The sequence below is a fragment of the Achromobacter sp. JUb104 genome (genome assembly GCF_024806975.1).
GTDB lineage: Bacteria > Pseudomonadota > Gammaproteobacteria > Burkholderiales > Burkholderiaceae_B > Achromobacter > Achromobacter spanius.
Genome location: NZ_JANUEY010000001.1, coordinates 925,862 through 943,985 on the forward strand (window position 1 = coordinate 925,862; position 18,124 = coordinate 943,985).

General features: G+C 65.3%; 15 protein-coding genes. 7 read left to right on the top strand and 8 right to left on the bottom strand.

The window, feature by feature from the left end; genetic code table 11:
- The first annotated feature begins 11 nt into the window (after nt 1-11).
- From M2361_RS04340 to M2361_RS04350, 3 genes are read left to right on the top strand one after another with little or no spacing between them, the layout of a single operon-like run.
- The gene (locus tag M2361_RS04340; RefSeq protein ID WP_404976264.1) at nt 12-1,853 is read left to right on the top strand and encodes an AMP-dependent synthetase/ligase; all 1,842 of its coding nucleotides are present in this window, start codon (nt 12-14) and stop codon (nt 1,851-1,853) included.
- The gene (locus M2361_RS04345; protein WP_259246384.1) at nt 1,850-3,004 is read left to right on the top strand and encodes a thiolase family protein; all 1,155 of its coding nucleotides are present in this window, start codon (nt 1,850-1,852) and stop codon (nt 3,002-3,004) included. The genes M2361_RS04340 and M2361_RS04345 overlap by 4 nt, the downstream gene beginning before the upstream one ends.
- A 6-nt stretch (nt 3,005-3,010) precedes the next feature.
- Nucleotides 3,011-3,655, top strand: a complete 645-nt coding sequence (locus M2361_RS04350; RefSeq protein ID WP_259246385.1) for a TetR/AcrR family transcriptional regulator — start codon at nt 3,011-3,013, stop codon at nt 3,653-3,655.
- Nucleotide 3,656: 1 nt separating this feature from the next.
- Here the strand turns inward: M2361_RS04350 and M2361_RS04355 are convergent, their stop codons facing one another.
- The 6 genes from M2361_RS04355 to M2361_RS04380 form a co-directional block, all read right to left on the bottom strand.
- Nucleotides 3,657-3,974: a preprotein translocase subunit TatB gene (locus tag M2361_RS04355; RefSeq protein WP_259246386.1), complete on the bottom strand. Its 318-nt coding sequence runs from the start codon at nt 3,972-3,974 to the stop codon at nt 3,657-3,659.
- Nucleotides 3,975-3,998: 24 nt separating this feature from the next.
- Nucleotides 3,999-5,522 (bottom strand): lysine--tRNA ligase, encoded by a 1,524-nt coding sequence (gene lysS, locus M2361_RS04360; protein WP_259246387.1) that lies wholly within the window; start codon nt 5,520-5,522, stop codon nt 3,999-4,001.
- Nucleotides 5,523-5,532: 10 nt separating this feature from the next.
- Nucleotides 5,533-6,288, bottom strand: a complete 756-nt coding sequence (locus tag M2361_RS04365) for an SDR family oxidoreductase (protein WP_259246388.1) — start codon at nt 6,286-6,288, stop codon at nt 5,533-5,535.
- Between the two features lie 43 nt (nt 6,289-6,331).
- Nucleotides 6,332-7,436 (bottom strand): peptide chain release factor 2 gene (gene prfB / locus M2361_RS04370; protein ID WP_100856261.1). Its coding sequence is split into 2 segments (ribosomal slippage): nt 6,332-7,354 and nt 7,356-7,436, totalling 1,104 coding nucleotides; the frame shifts between segments, so codons are not numbered across the junction.
- 332 nt (nt 7,437-7,768) lie between these two features.
- Nucleotides 7,769-9,469 (bottom strand): single-stranded-DNA-specific exonuclease RecJ, encoded by a 1,701-nt coding sequence (gene recJ, locus M2361_RS04375; RefSeq protein WP_259246389.1) that lies wholly within the window; start codon nt 9,467-9,469, stop codon nt 7,769-7,771.
- Entirely contained in the window at nt 9,451-10,395 is a 945-nt protein-coding gene (locus M2361_RS04380; RefSeq protein ID WP_259246391.1) for a hypothetical protein, read from the bottom strand. The genes recJ and M2361_RS04380 overlap by 19 nt, the downstream gene beginning before the upstream one ends.
- Before the next feature lie 178 nt (nt 10,396-10,573).
- On the opposite strand from M2361_RS04380, the gene M2361_RS04385 reads away from it, so the two are divergent.
- The 4 genes from M2361_RS04385 to M2361_RS04400 all read left to right on the top strand — a co-directional run bounded on the left by M2361_RS04385 (nt 10,574) and on the right by M2361_RS04400 (nt 15,825).
- Nucleotides 10,574-11,806, top strand: coding sequence for a lipoprotein-releasing ABC transporter permease subunit (locus tag M2361_RS04385; protein ID WP_259249235.1), 1,233 nt, complete (start codon nt 10,574-10,576; stop codon nt 11,804-11,806).
- On the top strand, nt 11,799-12,503 hold the full coding sequence (locus M2361_RS04390; protein ID WP_259246393.1) for an ABC transporter ATP-binding protein: 705 nt from the start codon (nt 11,799-11,801) through the stop codon (nt 12,501-12,503). Before M2361_RS04385 ends, M2361_RS04390 begins: the two co-directional genes overlap by 8 nt.
- Nucleotides 12,504-12,544: 41 nt before the next feature.
- Nucleotides 12,545-13,363: a TatD family hydrolase gene (locus M2361_RS04395; RefSeq protein WP_259246394.1), complete on the top strand. Its 819-nt coding sequence runs from the start codon at nt 12,545-12,547 to the stop codon at nt 13,361-13,363.
- A gap of 209 nt (nt 13,364-13,572) precedes the next feature.
- Nucleotides 13,573-15,825, top strand: a complete 2,253-nt coding sequence (locus M2361_RS04400) for a TonB-dependent receptor domain-containing protein (protein WP_259246395.1) — start codon at nt 13,573-13,575, stop codon at nt 15,823-15,825.
- Here M2361_RS04400 and M2361_RS04405 read toward each other — a convergent pair.
- Together M2361_RS04405 and M2361_RS04410 are read right to left on the bottom strand one after the other, a co-directional pair.
- Nucleotides 15,815-17,236, bottom strand: coding sequence for a HAMP domain-containing sensor histidine kinase (locus M2361_RS04405; protein WP_259246396.1), 1,422 nt, complete (start codon nt 17,234-17,236; stop codon nt 15,815-15,817). The two genes, M2361_RS04400 and M2361_RS04405, sit on opposite strands and share 11 nt — an antisense overlap.
- Entirely contained in the window at nt 17,236-17,949 is a 714-nt protein-coding gene (locus tag M2361_RS04410; RefSeq protein WP_259246397.1) for a response regulator transcription factor, read from the bottom strand. Before M2361_RS04410 ends, M2361_RS04405 begins: the two co-directional genes overlap by 1 nt.
- Nucleotides 17,950-18,124 lie beyond the last annotated feature (175 nt).

The window sequence follows — 18,124 nt, forward strand, 5'->3', positions numbered from 1 at the left end:
AGGACAAGGCCATGGTTGCGTTGATTGACCCCGCCGTTTGGCCCGAACTGACCTTGCCGCAGATGCTGCGCGAACAGGCGCGGCGGCAGCCCGAGGCCATAGCCATCCGGCAAAAGGACTTTGGCATCTGGAAGCCGCTGAACTGGGCCGGCTACTGGCAGCGGGCATGCCACGTAGGGCTGGGCCTGCGCGCCCTGGGCCTGAGCGTGGGCGGCCGGGTTGCCATCGTGTCCGAGAACCGCGTGGAGTGGTTGCTGACCCAGTTGGGGGCGGGCACGGTGGGCGGCGTGGCGGTGGGTGTGTATCCAACCAGCCCGGCCGAGGAAATGGGCTATGTGCTGGAGCACGCCGACGTTGAGCTGGTGGTGTGCGAAGACCAGGAACAGACCGACAAGGTGCTGCAGGTGGCGCACCGTTTGCCGCTGCTGCGCCGCATTGTGATGATCGAAACCAAGGGTTTGCGTTCCTACGCGCCGGCCGAGCGCGAACGGATCGTGAGCTTTGCCGAGATCGAAGCCGAGGGCGCGCGCCGCGAGGCCGCCGAACTTACCGCCTTGAACGCCGCGCTGGATGCGCAGCGCCTGGATGAAACCGGGCTGATGATTTATACGTCCGGCTCCACCGGCAAGCCCAAGGGCGCGATGCTCAGCTACCGCAATATGCGCGGTGTGGCGCCGGGTATCGCCGACCGGCTGTCGATGGATGCGCATAGCGTGCATCTGTCGTACCTGCCGCTGTGCCACGTGGCCGAGCAAATGCTGTCCACCTTCGTGCCGCTGTATCTGGGGTCGCAGGTGAACTTTGGCGAATCCATCCGCACGGTGCAGGAAGACCTGCGCGAAGTCGCGCCGACGATCTTCCTGGGCGTGCCGCGCATCTGGGAAAAGCTGCACGCATCGATTTCGATCAAGATGCAGGAAGCGGGGCGCTTGCAGCAGTGGCTGTACCGGCAGGCATTGGCGCGCTGCGCGCCCTTCCTGGAGAAGTCACCCGCGCAGTACAGCATGGGCGAACGATGGACCCATACGCTGTGGTACTGGCTGGTGCTGCGCGCCTTGCAGAACTTCATCGGCTTGCGGCGCGTGCGCGTGGCCATGACCGGCGCCGCGCCCATCCCGCCTGACGTGGTGCGCTATTTCCGCACCCTGGGCGTGCCGCTGCTGGAAGTGTATGGCCTGACGGAATCGGCCGGCATGATCTTCGGCCAGCATCCCGACCGCGTGAAAGTAGGCACGGTGGGCGAACCGATTCTGGGCGTGGAATGGAAAATGGGTGACGCCGGCGAACTGCTGGTGCGCGGCGACATGGTGTTCCAGGGCTATTACAAGAACGCGGATGCCACGGCCGATACCGTGCGCGACGGCTGGCTGTACACGGGCGACGTGGTGGCGGAACAAGACGGGCGCGTGCGCATCGTGGACCGCTTGAAAGACATCATGATCACGGCGGGCGGCAAGAACCTGACGCCATCTGAAATTGAAAACGCCGTCAAGGGCAGCCCATATGTGAAGGAATGCATCGTCATTGCCGATGGCCGCAAGTTCGTGTCGGCGCTGATCCAGCTTGAGTTCGACACGGTGGGCAAGTGGGCCGAGTCGCGCCGCATTGCGTTCACGCATTTCCGGTCGCTGGCCGAAACGGCGGAAGTGCGCGAACTGGTGCAGCAGGAAGTGTCGCGCGCCAACGCGGGGCTTGCGCCCGTGTCGCAAATCAAGCGGTTTCACCTGCTGACCAAGGAACTGGATCATGACGATGGCGAGGTGACGGCCACGATGAAAGTGCGCCGCGCCAGCATCTATCGCACCTACGCCAAAGAAATTGAAATGCTCTACGTTGAGGAGACGATGGCATGAACGAAGCCGTGATCGTGGAAGCGGTGCGCACGCCGTTTGGCCGGCGCGGCGGATGGTGGGCCGACACGCGGCCCGATACGCTGCTGGCGCAGACGGTGGACGGCTTGCTGGCGCGCGCCGGCTTGCCCGGCGAAAAGGTCGAGGACTTGATCGCGGGCTGCGTCAGCCAGGCGGGCGAGCAGGGCGCGAACGTGGGGCGCCTGGCGGCGATGCTGTCGACCTTGCCGGAAAGCGTGCCGGGCGTGACGCTTAACCGCATGTGCGGATCCAGCCAGCAGGCGGTGCACTTTGGCGCGCAAGCCATCGCCGCGGGCGACATGCGCTATGTGGTGGCCGGCGGCGTTGAAAGCATGAGCCGCGTGCCGATGTTCCTGGACGTGACCTTGGGGCAAAGCGAATTCAAGGGTTTTGAATCGCTGAACCCGGCGCTGCTGGAACGCCATGCCCTGATTCACCAGATTGAAAGCGCGGAACGCATTGCCGACCACTGGCGCTTGTCGCAGGCAGATATGGATGACTGGGCGCGCGAAAGCCATGCACGCGCCTGGACCGCCGCGCGCGCCGGGCTGCATGCGGAATTGCTGCCGGGTGCGCAGGCCGCAGTGCATCGCGACGAAGGCATACGCGAAACCACTGACGCAGCGCGCATGGCGGCCATGGCGCCGGCGATGCGGCCGGCGGGGCAGGGCGGTGTCACCGCCGCCAACGCCAGCCAATTGGCGGACGGGGCGGCGGCGGTATTGTTGGCCGACCACGACACGGCGCTGTCAGACGGGCTGCGGCCGCGTGCCCGATTCCTGGCGCGGGTGGTGGTCGGGTCGGACCCCGTGATGCAGTTGACGGGCGTGATTCCGGCTGCGCGCATGGCCTTGGCGCGCGCCGGCCTGGCCTTGGAGGACATCGATTGGATCGAAATCAACGAGGCCTTCGCCAGCGTGGTGCTGGCCTGGCAGCGCGAGCTCGATGCCAAGCCGTCGCGCGTGAATCCGTGGGGCGGCGCCATTGCGCACGGCCATCCCTTGGGTGCGACCGGCGCGGGCTTGATGGCCAAGATGCTGGCCGGGCTTGAAGCGACCGAGGGCGAGATCGGCATGCAACTGATGTGCATCGGCCATGGCATGGCCACGGCGACCATCATCCAGAGACTGTGAGCTGTCATGAACAAGACCGCGGCCGTCGTGCCGCGCGATGAAGGCACGGAGTCGGAGCGCCGCCGCGAGCTGGTGCTGACGGCCGGCAGGCTGTTCTGCAAGCATGGCTACGAGCGCACCACCGTGCGCGAACTGGCCCGCGCCGTGGGCTTGCAATCCGGCAGCCTGTTCCACCACTTTCGCAGCAAAGAAGAAATATTGGTGGCCGTCATGAACAACGGCATCCAGGAAGTGATCGACGGCGGCGAGCGGGCGCTGGCGCATTACGACGCGCCGGCCGATCGCCTGGCCGCGCTGTTTCGCGTACACATGTGGAGCATGTTGCAAGGCGCGGGGGGCGACGCCATGAACGCGCTGGTGTATGAATGGCGCAGCCTGTCCGCGCCCAGCCAGTCGGCGGTTAAGGCGTTAAGCGATCGCTACGAGGCGATGTGGCAGTCCGTCGTGGCCGGCGCGGTGGATGCGGGCATGATCAAGGGCGATGCGCGCGTCATCAAGCGTTGCGTGCTGGGGGCGATGAACCTGACGGTGCAGTGGTACAAGCCGGGCGGGCGCCTGGCGCCCGCCGAGTTCATTGATGCGATGTTGCTGGCGTCGCTGCCGGCCTTGCCCGCGGGCGCGGGGGCCTGGCCCTTGCCCTTGCCGGCTTAGGCTACCGACGCTTGATATAGGCGCCCACGGCGCAGGCCACGGCCAGCGCCAGCAAAGAACCCGCCACGGGCAGCAGGAAGTCGGCCTCGCCGTGATAGCCGCCACCGGTGACGCCGCCCGCCACGCCACCCATCCACAGCAGCGCGGACAGCAGCGATGCCACCGCGGAGATCGCGGCGGCGATGCACAAGGCAATGAACACCGGCCGGCGCGGCCGCGCGGAGACGTAGGGCGAAGCCGGCAAGACGCGGCGGGGTTGCTTGATCCAGTAGATCAGCCCCGCCGCAATCAGCAGCAGCATCAGGATCTTGAAGATCATGATGCGGCCTTGGCCAAGCAGCCTTTAGTCTTCACGACGCAGGTGCGGGAACAGGATGACGTCGCGGATGCTGGGGCTGTCGGTCAGCAGCATGACCAGGCGGTCGATGCCGATGCCGCAGCCGCCCGTCGGAGGCATGCCGTATTCCAGCGCGCGGATGTAGTCCGCGTCGTAGAACATGGCTTCTTCGTCGCCGGCATCCTTGGCTTCCACTTGCGAGCGGAAGCGTTCGGCCTGGTCTTCGGGGTCGTTCAATTCCGAGAAGCCGTTGGCGATTTCGCGGCCCGTCATGAACAGCTCGAAGCGCTCGGTGATGCCTTCGCGCGTGTCGGAAGCGCGCGCCAGCGGCGACACTTCAACCGGGTAGTCGATGATGTAGGTGGGGTTCCAGAGCTTGGCTTCGGCCGTCTCTTCGAACAGCGCCAGTTGCAGCGCGCCCAGGCCGGCGCGCGACAGCACCGGGCCGTCGGCATCCGCGCCCAGCTTCTTCAATTCGGCGCGTACAAAGGTGGGGTCGTCCAGTTGTTCCTGGGTGTAGCCCGGCGCGTACTTCAGGATGGCTTCGCAGATGGTCAGGCGGTCGAACGGCTTGGACAAGTCCAGCTCGCGTTCCTGATACGTCAGCACGGCGCTGCCGGTGGCCGAGATGGCCGCCTGGCGGATCAGTTCTTCCGTGAAGTCCATCAGCCAGCGGTATTCCGCAAAGGCCGCGTAGAACTCCATCATCGTGAATTCAGGGTTGTGACGCGGGCTGACGCCTTCGTTGCGGAAGTTGCGGTTGACTTCGAACACGCGCTCGAAGCCGCCGACGATCAGGCGCTTCAGGTAGAGCTCGGGCGCAATGCGCAGGTACATTTCCATGTCCAGCGCATTGTGGTGCGTGACGAACGGCTTGGCCGCCGCGCCACCCGGAATGGGGTGCAGCATGGGCGTTTCGACTTCCAGGAAGCCGGCGTTCAGCATGAACTGGCGAATGCTGCCCACGGCCTTGCTGCGCGCTTCGAACGTGCGGCGCGTGGCGTCCGTCATGATCAGGTCAACGTAGCGCTGGCGGTAGCGCAGTTCCTGGTCGGCCACGCCGTGGAACTTGTCCGGCAGCGGGCGCAGCGACTTCGACAGCAGGCGGGCGGTGGCGGCGTGCACCGACAGTTCGCCCTTGTTGGTCTTGAAGACCGACCCTTCGATCGCGATGATGTCGCCGATGTCCCATTGCTTGAACGCGGCGTAGTTGTCTTCGCCCAGCGTGCCACGGTCCAGGTAGATCTGGATGCGGCCGGTGCTGTCTTGCAGCGTGGCGAAGCTGGCCTTGCCCATGACGCGCTTGAGCATCATGCGGCCGGCGACCTTGACGGTGACGGCGGCAGCGGCCAGGGCTTCCTGTTCTTCGCCGTCGTACTTGTCGTGCAGCGCGGCGGCGCGGGCGTCCGGAACGAAATCGTTGGGGTACGCGACCCCGGTTTCGCGCAGTTTGGCCAGCTTGGCGCGCCGTTCGGCGATCAAGCGGTTTTCATCCTGGGCGGGTGCCGGAGTGGTCGAGTGGTCGGTCATGGTAAGGGGATCAGTCGTAATTGCGGATGTCGTCGATTTCGGTCGTGCCGAAATCTTCGCGATCCAGGTAGGCAAGGATGCGGGCGGCCACGTTGGCGGGCGAAGCGAGCTTGCCGGTGGCGTGGAAGTCCTGGAACTTGGCCAGCGCCGGGAAGCTGTCGGGGTCGCTGGAACGGATGGCGACCTGCATGTCGGTGTCGACGATGCCGGGGGCCAGCGCGACGATGCGCGCGCCGTCATCGCCTTGTTCCTGCTTGACCACGCGCGAATACATGTCCAGCGCGGCCTTGGTGGCGCAGTAGACGCCCCAGCCGGCGTTCGGGTTGCGGCCCGCGCCGGACGAGATGTTCAGCACGCGGCGGTCTGCCTTCAGGTCTTCGACGGCGGCCAAAAAGCGCGCGGTCAGCAGCATGACGGCGGTGACGTTCAGATTGAACGCGGCGGTGATGGCCGCGCTGTCGATCAGGGCGTCGGTGCCGGCCACGGGGTGGACCGTGCCCGCATTGTTGATCAGCAGATAGCGCTTGGCATCGCGCGGCAGGGCCGAGCAGATGCGTTCGGCCGCGGTTTCCGCCGCCTTCAGGTCCGAGAGGTCCACGGACAGTTGTTCCAGTTGCACATCCTGCGACCGCGCGTAGGCGGCCAGTTCAGGGTCTTCGCGGCGCGCCAGCGTGATCAGGCGGGTGCCCGGTTTGAGCAGGCCGCGCGCCATGGCGGCGCCGATGCCGCGCGAAGCGCCGGTAAGGATTGCGATGGTGTCAGACATTCGTGGACCTCTGGGTGCGGTTAGCGGAAGTATCGCGACAAACTTAAACGCCTTGCTTCAGGCTGGCCTGGATGAAGGGATCCAGGTCGCCGTCCAGCACTTTTTGCGTGTTGGAGATTTCAACGTTCGTGCGCAGGTCCTTGATGCGGCTCTGGTCCAGCACGTAGGAACGGATCTGGTGGCCCCAGCCCACGTCGGTCTTGGAGTCTTCCAGCTTCTGCTGTTCGGCCATGCGGTTGCGCATTTCCAGTTCGTAGAGCTTGGACTTCAGCATCTGCATGGCTTCGGCGCGGTTGCGGTGCTGCGAACGGTCGTTCTGGCACTGCACCACGATGCCCGTGGGGATGTGCGTCAGGCGCACGGCGGAATCGGTCTTGTTGATGTGCTGACCGCCCGCGCCGGACGCGCGGTAGGTGTCCACGCGCAGGTCGGCGGGGTTCACTTCAACTTCGAATGATTCGTCGACTTCCGGGTACACGAAGACGCTGGCAAACGACGTGTGGCGACCGCCGGAGGAATCGAACGGGCTCTTGCGGACCAGGCGATGCACGCCGGTTTCGGTGCGCAGGTAGCCAAAGGCGTATTCGCCTTCCATCTTGATGGTGGCCGACTTGATGCCCGCGACGTCGCCTTCGGATTCTTCCAGCACTTCAACCTTGAAGCCCTTGCGCTCGGCGTACTTGAGGTACTGGCGCAGCAGCATCGAGGCCCAGTCCTGCGCTTCCGTGCCGCCCGCGCCCGCCTGGATGTCCAGGAAGCAGTTCAGCGGATCGGCCGGATTGGAGAACATGCGGCGGAATTCCAGGTTTTCGAGCTTTTCCTGGAACGCGTCGGCGTCTTTTTCAATAGATTCAAGGGTGGAATCGTCGTCGTCGGCCTCGGCCAGTTCGAACAATTCATTGGCGTCGGCCAGGCCCGTGCCCAGACCGGTGAGCGTTTCCACCACGTCTTCCAGGGCTTTCTTTTCACGGCCCAGGTCTTGGGCGTGCTTGGGGTCGTTCCAGACCGCCGGGTCTTCAAGCTCGGCGTTTACAACGTGCAGGCGTTCAGCTTTGGCATCGTAGTCAAAGATACCTCCGTAGAGCCTGTTCGCGCTCCGCGTAATCGGCGAGGCGGGCTGCGAGCTGGTTCTGACGTTCGGCTTCCATGATGATTCCTGATGACTTTTGTGCGAAACCTGGCATTTTACCGTGGATGGGGCAATAGCGCGGGCGGGTGTTGTAAGACGGGGGGGACGGATGGGGGCGAGCGGGCGCGCAGCTCGTAGGATGGGTGAAGCGCGGGAATGCGCGGGCAAGAATTCAGGTGCGGGACGCGCGTAACCCATCAGCCGGCCGCCGCCGTGTAGGTACGGCCCATGAGAATTTAGGTACGACCCATGAGAATTCGGCGTTGTTTGATGGGTTGCGCGCGTTCTACACCTTCGTTCTTGCGCGGACTTTGCCGCGCTTCACCCATCCTACGGATGTGAATCCGCTTTTTACCCAGCGTGTTCGATCACCAACTGCACCGATACCATCCCGTTCCACACGTTTTGTTCCAGCCGGTACGCCGCCTGTATATGTTCCGGTAGCGACTGGTCGTGGCCGAACCAGATCGCGTCAAAACGCTGGTGGCCGCGTTCCAGGGACAGCTTCAGGTGCTTTTCACCGACCAGGCGCTGGTTGCGCACGGTGAATTCGTCCAGGAACAAGGGGGCGGCAAAGCCCGCGCCCCAGACTTGCTGTTGCAGCATGCCGGCGACTTCGGCGTTGGCGTAGCCCGACTCCAAGGACCCATCGGTTTCGATGACCGGTTCGAAGGTGTCGCGGCCGGTCAGTTCGCGCACGGCCGCGTCGAAAGCGGGGGCGAAGGCGGGGAAGTCGGCGCGGCCCAGCGTCAAGCCGGCGGCCATGGCGTGGCCGCCGAATTTGCGGATCAGGTTGGGATGGCGCTTGGATACGAGGTCCAGCGCATCGCGCAGGTGTACGTCGGGAATCGAACGGCCCGACCCCCGGATTTCGTCGTCGCCCGCGGGCGCGAAGGCCAAGGTGGGGCGCCAGAATTTTTCTTTCAGGCGCGAGGCCACCAGGCCCACCACGCCCTGGTGCCAGCCGGGGTCGAACACACAGACCGTGGCGCCCGCCGACGCGTTGGGTTCTTCCATGGCGGCCAGGGCCTGCTCGCGCATTTCGGCTTCGATGGTGCGGCGTTCGCGGTTGATGTTGTCGAGCTCGCGCGCCATTTCCAGCGCCTGGGCTTCGTCGTCGGTGGTCAGGCAGGCAATGCCCAGGCTCATGTCGGCCAGGCGGCCGGCCGCGTTGATGCGGGGGCCCAGCGCAAAGCCCAGGTCGAAACCATTGGCGCTGCGCGGTTCGCGGCCGGCCACGGCAAACAGCGCGCGCAGGCCAGGTTGCAGGCGGCCGCTGCGCATGCGTTGCAGGCCTTGCGTGACCAGCAGGCGGTTGTTGGCGTCCAGTTTGACCACGTCGGCCACGGTGCCCAAGGCCACCAAGTCCGACAGAGCATCCAGGCGCGGGCCGCCATCGGCCGGGTAGACGCCACGGCGGCGCAGCTCGGCGCGCAAGGCCAGCATCATGTAGAAGATCACGCCCACGCCCGCCAGGTTCTTGGACGGGAAACCGCAGCCGGGCTGGTTCGGGTTCACGATGGCCAGCGCGTCGGGCAAGGTGTCGCCCGGCAAGTGGTGGTCGGTGATGACCACGCCGATGCCGGCATCGTTGGCGGCGGCCACGCCGTCGACGCTGGCGATGCCGTTGTCCACGGTGATGATGATGTCGGGCTTGCCGCTGCGGTGGCGCACGGCCAGCTCGACCACGGCGGGCGACAGGCCATAGCCGGTTTCAAAGCGGTTGGGCACCAGGAAGTCGACATCGGCGCCCATGGCGGACAGGGCGCGCAGGCCGACCGCGCAGGCGGTGGCGCCGTCGCAATCGTAGTCGGCCACGATCAAGAGCTTCTTGCCGGCCTGGATGGCGTCGGCCAGCACACCGGCCGCGTGCGCGGAATGGGTCAGGCCGGCGGGCGGCAGCAGCGACGGCCACGCCAGCTTGGTTTGATCAGGATGCGTGACGCCGCGCGCGGCCCACAGGCGGGCCAGCAGCGGATGGATGCCCGACGCTTCCAGGATGCGGCAGGCTTCCAGGGCGGCGGGTCGGGTCGTTAAGCGGGGTGAGACCACCAGGCGCTCCAGTTTTTCTTGGGCGCGGGCAGCAAGCCAAGCAGGCCCCCGCGCGGTTTCAGGGTCAGCGCGGCTTGGCGGTCGTCGCCCAGCAGCAGCAGTTCGGTGGGGGCGGCGGGCAGGCCATGCTTGCCGGCCAGCGGGCGCAGGTGCTGCGCATCCAGTTCGGCCAAGGCGTCCAGCCAGCCGGACCAGTCGCCCGTCCGTTGCGGGGCGTCCAGCCCGGTCAGCACGTACTCGGCACCGGCAGGCGTGGCCGTCCAGGGCGTGCCGCCGCCGTACAGCCACAAGGCGTTGACCGGGGGCAGGCCGCGCGCGGCGCGGTCGTCGTTGACGGGGTGTTCGTGCCACGCCATCTGAATTTCATTGAGCAGCCGGCGCCAGGGGCGGGTTTCGGCGTCTTGGCGCCACCATTCGTTCAGCCGGTGGCCGGCCACTACCTGCGGCGACGCGGTCTGCGGACGCAAGCCCTCGGGCAGCGTCAAGCGCCAGCGTTGGGGTGACAGCGCGTGGACGGCGAAACCCGTGCCGTCAAACAGCGGGCGCGCCGTGTCCAGCAGGGCGTCGGATTCCTGTGCGCGCAATTCCATTTGGCCGGGGTCCAGCAAATTGGCTTGGTCGGCCCCCAATGCCAAATGGACCAACTCGGCCAGCCACACGGCCTGGCCGGCAGGGGCTTGGTCGCCCGCCAGCAAGGGCCCCAGCCCCGCGCCTTGCAGCAGGCCGGGTTCGGCCTGGTAGCCCGCGCGGTTCAGTTGCCAGGATTCGAACGCGGTACAGCCGTGGGCACGCACATCAAACGGCGTGGCGCGGGCGGAGCCGGCCAGCAGCCAGTGGTGCAGCGTGGGGGCACGCTCGGGTAGCAGTTTGGCCAGTTCGGCGGCAACGGGAAGGGCGGGCAGGGCGCCCGGAATGACGATCAGCATGGGCGGGATTGTAGTCTGGCAAGGCGGCGGGAACTAAGGGGCGTTGGCGCCTGCCATAGCTTGACACGGCTGGTCGTGGAACCGCACATCCGCGGCGCGATTTCCAGGCCGTTAATGCAATAATGCGCACGTGCTGAAAATACCCTACGAACTCTGGATAGGCGCCCGCTATGCCGGGATGGCCCGAATCCGCCAGCGACGCGGGCGCCGCGATCGCTTCATCTCCTTCATTGCCGCCAGTTCCATGGCGGGTATCGCGCTGGGCGTTGCCGCCCTGATCGTGGTGCTATCCGTGATGAACGGGTTTCAAAAAGAAGTGCGCGATCGCATGCTGTCGGTGCTGCCGCACATCGAACTCTACATCCCCGGCGCCTTGCCCGAGCGGGTGCTTGAGCAGTGGCAGCAGTTTGCCACCGCCGCCAAGCAGAACCCCGAGGTCAAGGCCGGCGCGCCCTTCGTGGCGGCGCAGGGCATGCTGGTGCGCGGTCAGGCGCTGCGGGGCGTGCAGGTACGGGGCATCGACCCCGCCACCGAAGGCAACGTATCTGACCTGCCGCGCCAGATGGTATCGGGCAAGCTGACCGACCTGAAAGCCGGCGGCTTCGGCGTGGTGCTGGGCAACGAGCTGGCCGACGGCCTGGGCGTGAAAGTGGGCGACACGCTGCTGATGATGGCGCCGCAGGGCTCGATCAGCCCGGCCGGTTTTGCGCCGCGCATGCGCCAGTTCACCGTGGTTGGCGTGTTCTCGTCGGGCCACTATGAATACGATTCGTCGCTGGCGTTCGTGGACAACCAGGACGCCGCACGCGTGTTCCGTGAAAGCGGCACGGCGGGCGTGCGGCTGCGCATTGCCGACATGCAGAAAGCGCCCGAGGTGGCGGTCGAATTGAAGAAGGTCTTGCCGCCCTACGTGATGGCCAGCGACTGGTCGCGCAACAATCGCACGTGGTTCGCCGCCGTGCAGACCGAAAAGCGCATGATGTTCCTGATCCTGGCGCTGATCGTCGCCGTGGCCGCGTTCAACCTGCTGTCGTCTTTGGTGATGGCCGTGAAGGACAAGCAGTCGGACATCGCCATCCTGCGCACGCTGGGCGCCGGGCCGGGCGAAGTGGCCCGCATCTTCCTGGTGCAGGGCGCCTTGATCGGCGTGATCGGCACCTTGTTGGGCGTGGTGGGCGGTATCGTCATCGCCTACAACGTGGACGTGATCGTGCCGTTCATCGAACGCATGCTGGGCGTGCATTTCCTGCCGCGCGAGGTCTATTTCATCAGCGCGTTGCCGTCCGACCCGCAAGTGGGCGACATCGTCACCATTGGCTTGACGTCCTTGGTGCTGTCGCTGCTGGCCACGCTGTATCCCAGTTGGCGCGCTTCGCGCCTGCAACCGGCACAGGTGCTGCGTCATGATTAAGATTCCCAACGCAGACGCTTTGACCCCCGCGCTGCAAGCCGAAAACATCGTCAAGTTCTACGACGATGGCGCTACCCGCATCGACGTGCTGAGCGATGTCAGCCTGACGGTGGCGCGCGGCGAAATGGTCGCCATCGTGGGCGCGTCGGGCTCTGGCAAGAGCACGTTGCTGCACATTCTTGGTCTGCTGGACGTGCCCAACAGCGGCTCGGTATCGGTGGACGGCAAATTGGCCGTGGGCCTGTCGGAAGCCAAGAAGAGCGCGGTGCGCAACAGCAGCCTGGGCTTTGTGTACCAGTTCCACCATCTGCTGCCGGAGTTTTCGGCGTTGGATAACGTGGCGATGCCGCTGATCGTGCGTCGCGAAAACCGCGACAAGGCCCGCGAGGCCGCGCGCGAGGTGCTGGCGCTGGTGGGCCTGGCCGCGCGCGAAGACCATTTTCCCGGTCAGTTGTCGGGCGGCGAACGCCAGCGGGTGGCCTTGGCGCGCGCGCTGGTGACGCGCCCGGTGTGTGTGCTGGCCGATGAACCCACTGGCAACCTGGACCGCAACACGGCGCACAAGATGTTTGAGCTGCTGACCCGCGTGAACCAGGAGTCGGGCACGGCGTTTGCCATCGTCACGCACGACCCTGAACTGGCTGCTCGCGCCGACCGCCAATTGTTGATGGAAAACGGCAGGCTGGTACCGGAATAAGCCGGGCAGGGGAGCATAATTCCGCCAAGGAGGCCATGCCCATGCTGATCGACACCCACTGCCATCTGGACGCCGCGGAATTCGACGCCGACCGCCAGCAGGTGGCCGACCACGCTTGCGAAGCCGGCGTCCGGTCCATCGTCATCCCCGCCATCGAACGCGCCAATTTCTCCGTGGTGCAAAAACTTGCCGGCCAGATCGCCGGCGGCGCCTACGCGCTGGGCATCCATCCGCTCTTCGTGCAGCGCGCGCAAGAGTCCGACTTGGACGTGCTGCGCGACACCATCAAGCATTGCCTGGGCGACCCCCGCTTTGTGGCCATCGGCGAAATCGGCCTGGACTTTTTCGTGCCCGAGATTTCCGCCGGCGAGGCGCGCGAACGGCAGGAACGGTTCTATGCCGCCCAGCTGGACATGGCCGCGGAATTCAAGCTGCCCGTCTTGCTGCATGTGCGCCGGTCGCAAGACATCTTGCTGAAATACCTGCGCCGCCATGGCCCCATCGGCGGCATCGCGCACGCTTTCAATGGTAGCGCGCAGCAAGCCCAAGCGTTCATTGATCACGGATTTGCCCTGGGCATGGGGGGCGCCATGACGTATGAACGGGCCCTGCAGATCCGCCGCCATGCGGTGGACGTGGACCTGGCGCACCTGGTGCTGGAAACCGATGCGCCGGATATTCCGCCTGCCTGGCTGCACCCGCCCCAGCGCCGCAACCGGCCGGGTGAGTTGGTGCGTATCGCAGCCGTTCTGGCGGAGCTGCGCGGCATCACGCCCGCGCAGGTGGCGCATGCCACCACGGCCAATGCGATGCGGGTATTGCCGCGCCTGCCGGCTGCAATTCTGACTGACGACGACTAAATCCGTCCCTGAATGTTTAACGCAGATGACAGTGGTTGTCGTCTTAATGCATCACAGATCTAAGAAATTTCTGAAAGCTTTCTAAAAACTGAATGAAAGCTGGCAAAAGGATGGATCGCTTATTGGGAATGCCTATCATTGGCGTTCTTTAAAAATCCCAATCAGCGCGATGCGCGCCGCCCGGCCCGGGCGGTTCCCTGCGATTCCTTATGTCTACTCAGAAAAGCGTTACCGGCCTCGGGGTCGATCGCCCCACAATCCTTCCATCCTTCCGCCTGGCGCCGCTGGTTATCGCCATCGCCATGACCGGCGCGGCCCACGCGCAGACGGCCAACCGGGGCATGGAAGACACCCTGGGCGTTGCGCAACTGGATACCGTGGTGGTCACCGCTGCCGGCTTCGAGCAGGAAATCAAGAACGCGCCCGCGTCCATTTCCGTGATTACGCGCGAACAGCTTGAAACCAAGCCGTTCCACAACCTGGCCGATGCAGTGGCCGACGTGGAAGGCGTGACGGTGGAACGCGGCGGCAAGGCGGGCGGCATGAACATCAGCATTCGTGGCCTGCCCAGTGATTACACGCTGGTGCTGGTTGACGGCAAGCGGTTGAACCAGAACAGCTCGGGCGCGCGGCCCAACGGCTTTGGCGACGTGGACACCAACTTCATCCCGCCCATGGCCGCCATCGAACGCATTGAAGTCGTGCGCGGCCCCATGTCCACGCTGTATGGCTCGGACGCCATGGGCGGCGTGATCAACATCATCACGCGCAAGACCAGCCAGGAATGGATCGGTCAGATCACGCTGGACGGCACCGCGCAAGGCGACAACACCTACGGCAACAACTACGGCGCGGCGTTTTACCTCAGCGGCCCCATCAAGACCGACAAGCTGGGCCTGACCCTGCGCGGCGGCCACTACCGCCGCATGAGCGCCCATGGCAGCTACGCCGTCAACCAGGCGGAAGCCGACAGCGGCAACTACACCGGCAACATCGCCGCCTTCTCCGGCCTGGGCGACAGCACGCAACAGAACGTGGGCGTGCGCCTGGCGCTGACGCCCAACCGCAACCACGACGTGCTGTTCGACGTAGACAGCAACTGGCAAACCTATGACAACGGCAACGAGGAACTGGGCACGCTGAACAGCAGCATCGCGCCCAAGCGCCAGGGCGGCGGCTACGAGCCCGAATTGAAGTTCAACCGCCAGCGTTACGCGCTGACGCACCTGGGCCGCTACAGCGGTTCGGTCAGTTCCGACACCAGCATTGTTTATGACACCACCGACACCATCGGCCGCACCAACCCCATGAACTGGCCGCGCCGCTCCACAGACGGCGACAAGCGCGACCTGGAATACGACAACTGGGTGTTCGACACCAAGTGGACGACGCCGCTGTTCAACGAACGGCACAACCTGACCGTGGGCGGGCAGTGGCGCGAGCAGCACTTCAAGGACACGCTGGTGTCCGCGCCGCTGGACCAGCGCCAATATCAATGGGCGCTGTTTGCCGAAGACGAATGGCGTATTGTCGACGACCTGGCGCTGACGGCCGGTGCCCGCTACGACCGCAACGAGCAATTCGGCGGCAAGTGGAGCCCACGTGGTTACCTGGTCTGGAACGCCACGCCGAAGTGGACGGTCAAGGGCGGTGTCAGCAAGGGCTACAAGACGCCCGACATCAACCTGATGACCGACGGCATCATCGGCCTGGGCGCGCAGGGCACCAAGCCCTTGCTGGGCAACTCGCAACTGAAGCCGGAAAGCAGCACCGCGTCTGAATTGGGCCTGCTGTTTGACGACGGCGAGGGTCTGTCCGGCAACCTGACGGCATTCCATACCAAGTTCAAGGACAAGATCGACAGCCAAAGTGTGCCCAATTGCCTGGCCGTGGGCGGCCCGGTGGCCGGGTGCCTGGACTTGGGCGTCTGGGAGCGCAACGGTATCCCCGTGGCCGACTTCTCGCAGCGCGTGAACGTGGATACCGCCACCATCCAGGGCTTTGAACTGGGCGGCCGCGTGCCGTTGGCCGGCGGCGTATCGTTCAACGGCAATTACACGCTGACCGCCAGCGAAGTGACCTCGGGCGACAAGGAAGGCCAACCGCTGGGCTCACAACCGCGCCACGCCCTGAACCTGGGCCTGAACTGGCGCATCAACGACCAGTTCAATGTCTGGGCGCGCGGCGAATACCGCGCCAAGCAGTTCAACAACATGAACTGGGAAAAAGAGCAGGTGTTCTACGACCCGTACTGGCTGGCCAGCACGGGCGGCTCGTATACCGTCAACAAGAATGTGACCTTGTCGGCGTCGGTGTTCAACCTGTTCGACAAAAACTTCGTGAACTACGGCCCGACGAAGGTGGGTTCCACCACGCCGGCCGCGAACGCCAACTGGACCAACTCGTACCGTCAGGTGCTGGAAGGCCGCCGCTTGTGGGTATCGGCGAACATCACGTTCTGATACCGGCGGGCAAGGGCGGCCGCGCCTCGCGCGGCAGCTCGATGCGCACGCTCAAGCCCTGCGGCGAGACGTTGCGCGCCCGGATGCGGCCCTTGTGCGCGGCCACCGCGGCCTGGGCGATGGACAGGCCCAGGCCCGCGCCGGAACCGGGCGTGTTCGCACCCGAGGCGGCGCGGAAAAAAGGTTCGAACAGGGATTCCAGGTCTTCCTGAGAGACCCCCGGGCCACGGTCTTCGATTTCTACGCCAACAACGTCGGCGCTTTCCAGCAGCCGCACCCGGATGGCGCTGTGGGCGGGCGCGAAGCGCAGCGCGTTGCGCATGACGTTTTCGATGGCGCTGGACAGGCTGTCGCGGTCCCCGATGATGGGCACCGGCGCTTGCGGATCCCACACGATGCGTAGTTGCTGTTCGCCGGCTTCAAAGCGGGCGTCGTCCACCACCGCGCTGACGATGTCGGTCAAGTCCAGCAAGTCGCGCGGTTCGGGCAGGGCGCCCAAGCGGGCCAACCGCAAGGTGCTGCCGACCAAGGCATCCAGCCGCTCGCATTCGCGTTCGATGCGGTCCAGTTGCAGGTCCTGGCGTTCGTCCTTGCGGCGCGCCAGTTCGCTGGCAAGACGCAGGCGGGCCAGCGGCGAGCGCAGCTCGTGCGCGATGTTGTGCAGCAATTGTTCGCGCGTATCCACCACCGCCTTCAAGCGGTCCGCCATGGCGTTGAAGTCGCGAGCCAGCAGGCCAAGTTCGTCTTTGCGTCCGGCCAGCTTGGCTGGTGTATGGGCGTCCAGGTCGCCCGCCGCCAAGGCATGCGTAGTGTGGCGCAACTGGGTCAAGGGCGCGGTGACGTGGCGCGTCAGCGCCCAGCAGAAGGGCGCCGTGACGGCCAGCGCAAACAGCAGCAAGGCCAGCGCCACGGGCGACAGCCCCAGCACCTCCCAGTGCGAGGAATCGAAGGGCAAAAACAGCATCAGCCGTTCGGAGCCATCAGGCAGCACCAGAAGCTGGGGTTGCCACCATGACACGCGTTGGCCCGAGGCCTCGGGCGCAAGCAGTTCCGCCTGCGTGGGCCGGTCCGACGCGGCGCGATAGGCGCTGAGCCAATCGTGCATGCGGGCGGGCAGCGTGCGGCCCAGGATTTCGGTGTCGTTCGCATCCAGGATGTAGATCTTCAGCGCGGAATAGCGCTGGTCCATTGCTTCAACCCAGCGTTGCAGGCCGCCTTCGCCATGAATGCGCGCCACCTGCTCCGCGTCGTGCGTCAGGCTGGCGGGGTTCAGGCCGTCCAGCGAATTGATGCGATACCAGGCGACGGCCGCCGTGAACAGCATGCCGCACACCAGGATGATGGCCATGGCGGACCAGAACGTCAGGAACGCGCGCCAGAACAGCGACCGCGTGGGTAACAACCAGGGCATCAGGCCGAACCCGCCAGCACATAGCCCAGGCCGCGCAGGTTGCGGATCGATAGCGTGCCGTTGGCCTGGTCCAGATGCAGTTTCTTGCGCAAGGCGCTGATGTGGGTGTCGATGCTGCGGTCGTAGCGGTCAGGCCGTCGGCCCAGCGCGTACAGGCCGATCTGCTCGCGCGCCACCACCTGGCCAGGGGCGCGCATCAGCAGTTCCAGGATGCGCTGCTCGGCGCCCGTCAGCGGCACGTCTTCGGTGTCCAGCCGCGCGCGGCCCGTGGCGGGGTCCAGCGACAAGGCGCCCACCGTCAGGTTGGGCCGGGTGGTTTCCGGCATTTCTTCAAAACGCCGCAGCACCGCCGTCATGCGCGCCTTGAGCTCGCGCGGGCTGAAGGGCTTGGCCAGATAGTCGTCGGCGCCGAACTCCAGCCCCAGCACGCGGTCGGTTTCACCGCCGTGCGCCGTGAACATGATGACCGGGCGCCGCGACCGTTGCCGGTATTGCTTGAGCAGGTCCAGACCATTGCCGTCCGGCAGCATGAGGTCCAGCAGGATCAGGTCGTAGTCTTGCTGCGCCAACAGGGCAAGCCCATGAGCGCCCGTGTGGGCCAGGCTGAGCAGGCAATGATTGGGTTCCAGGTATTCCTGCAGCATCTGCGCCAGTTCGACGTCGTCGTCGATAAGCAGGATGCGGCGCGCTACCGCTGATTGGGAATAAAGCATTCGTAGAGGGTTCCGCACCCGGTAGTGTGGCCGATGGCCGCCCGCCGGAGTGTCAAGAAGTGCGAAGAAGATAAAAGTTGCGGAAAGGTGTTTGCCGGGTTCCGAAGGCCTCAATTCTAATATGAGAATAGTTTTCATTAAGAAATAAGAGGCAGGCCCAAGGCAGCGCAAGGGG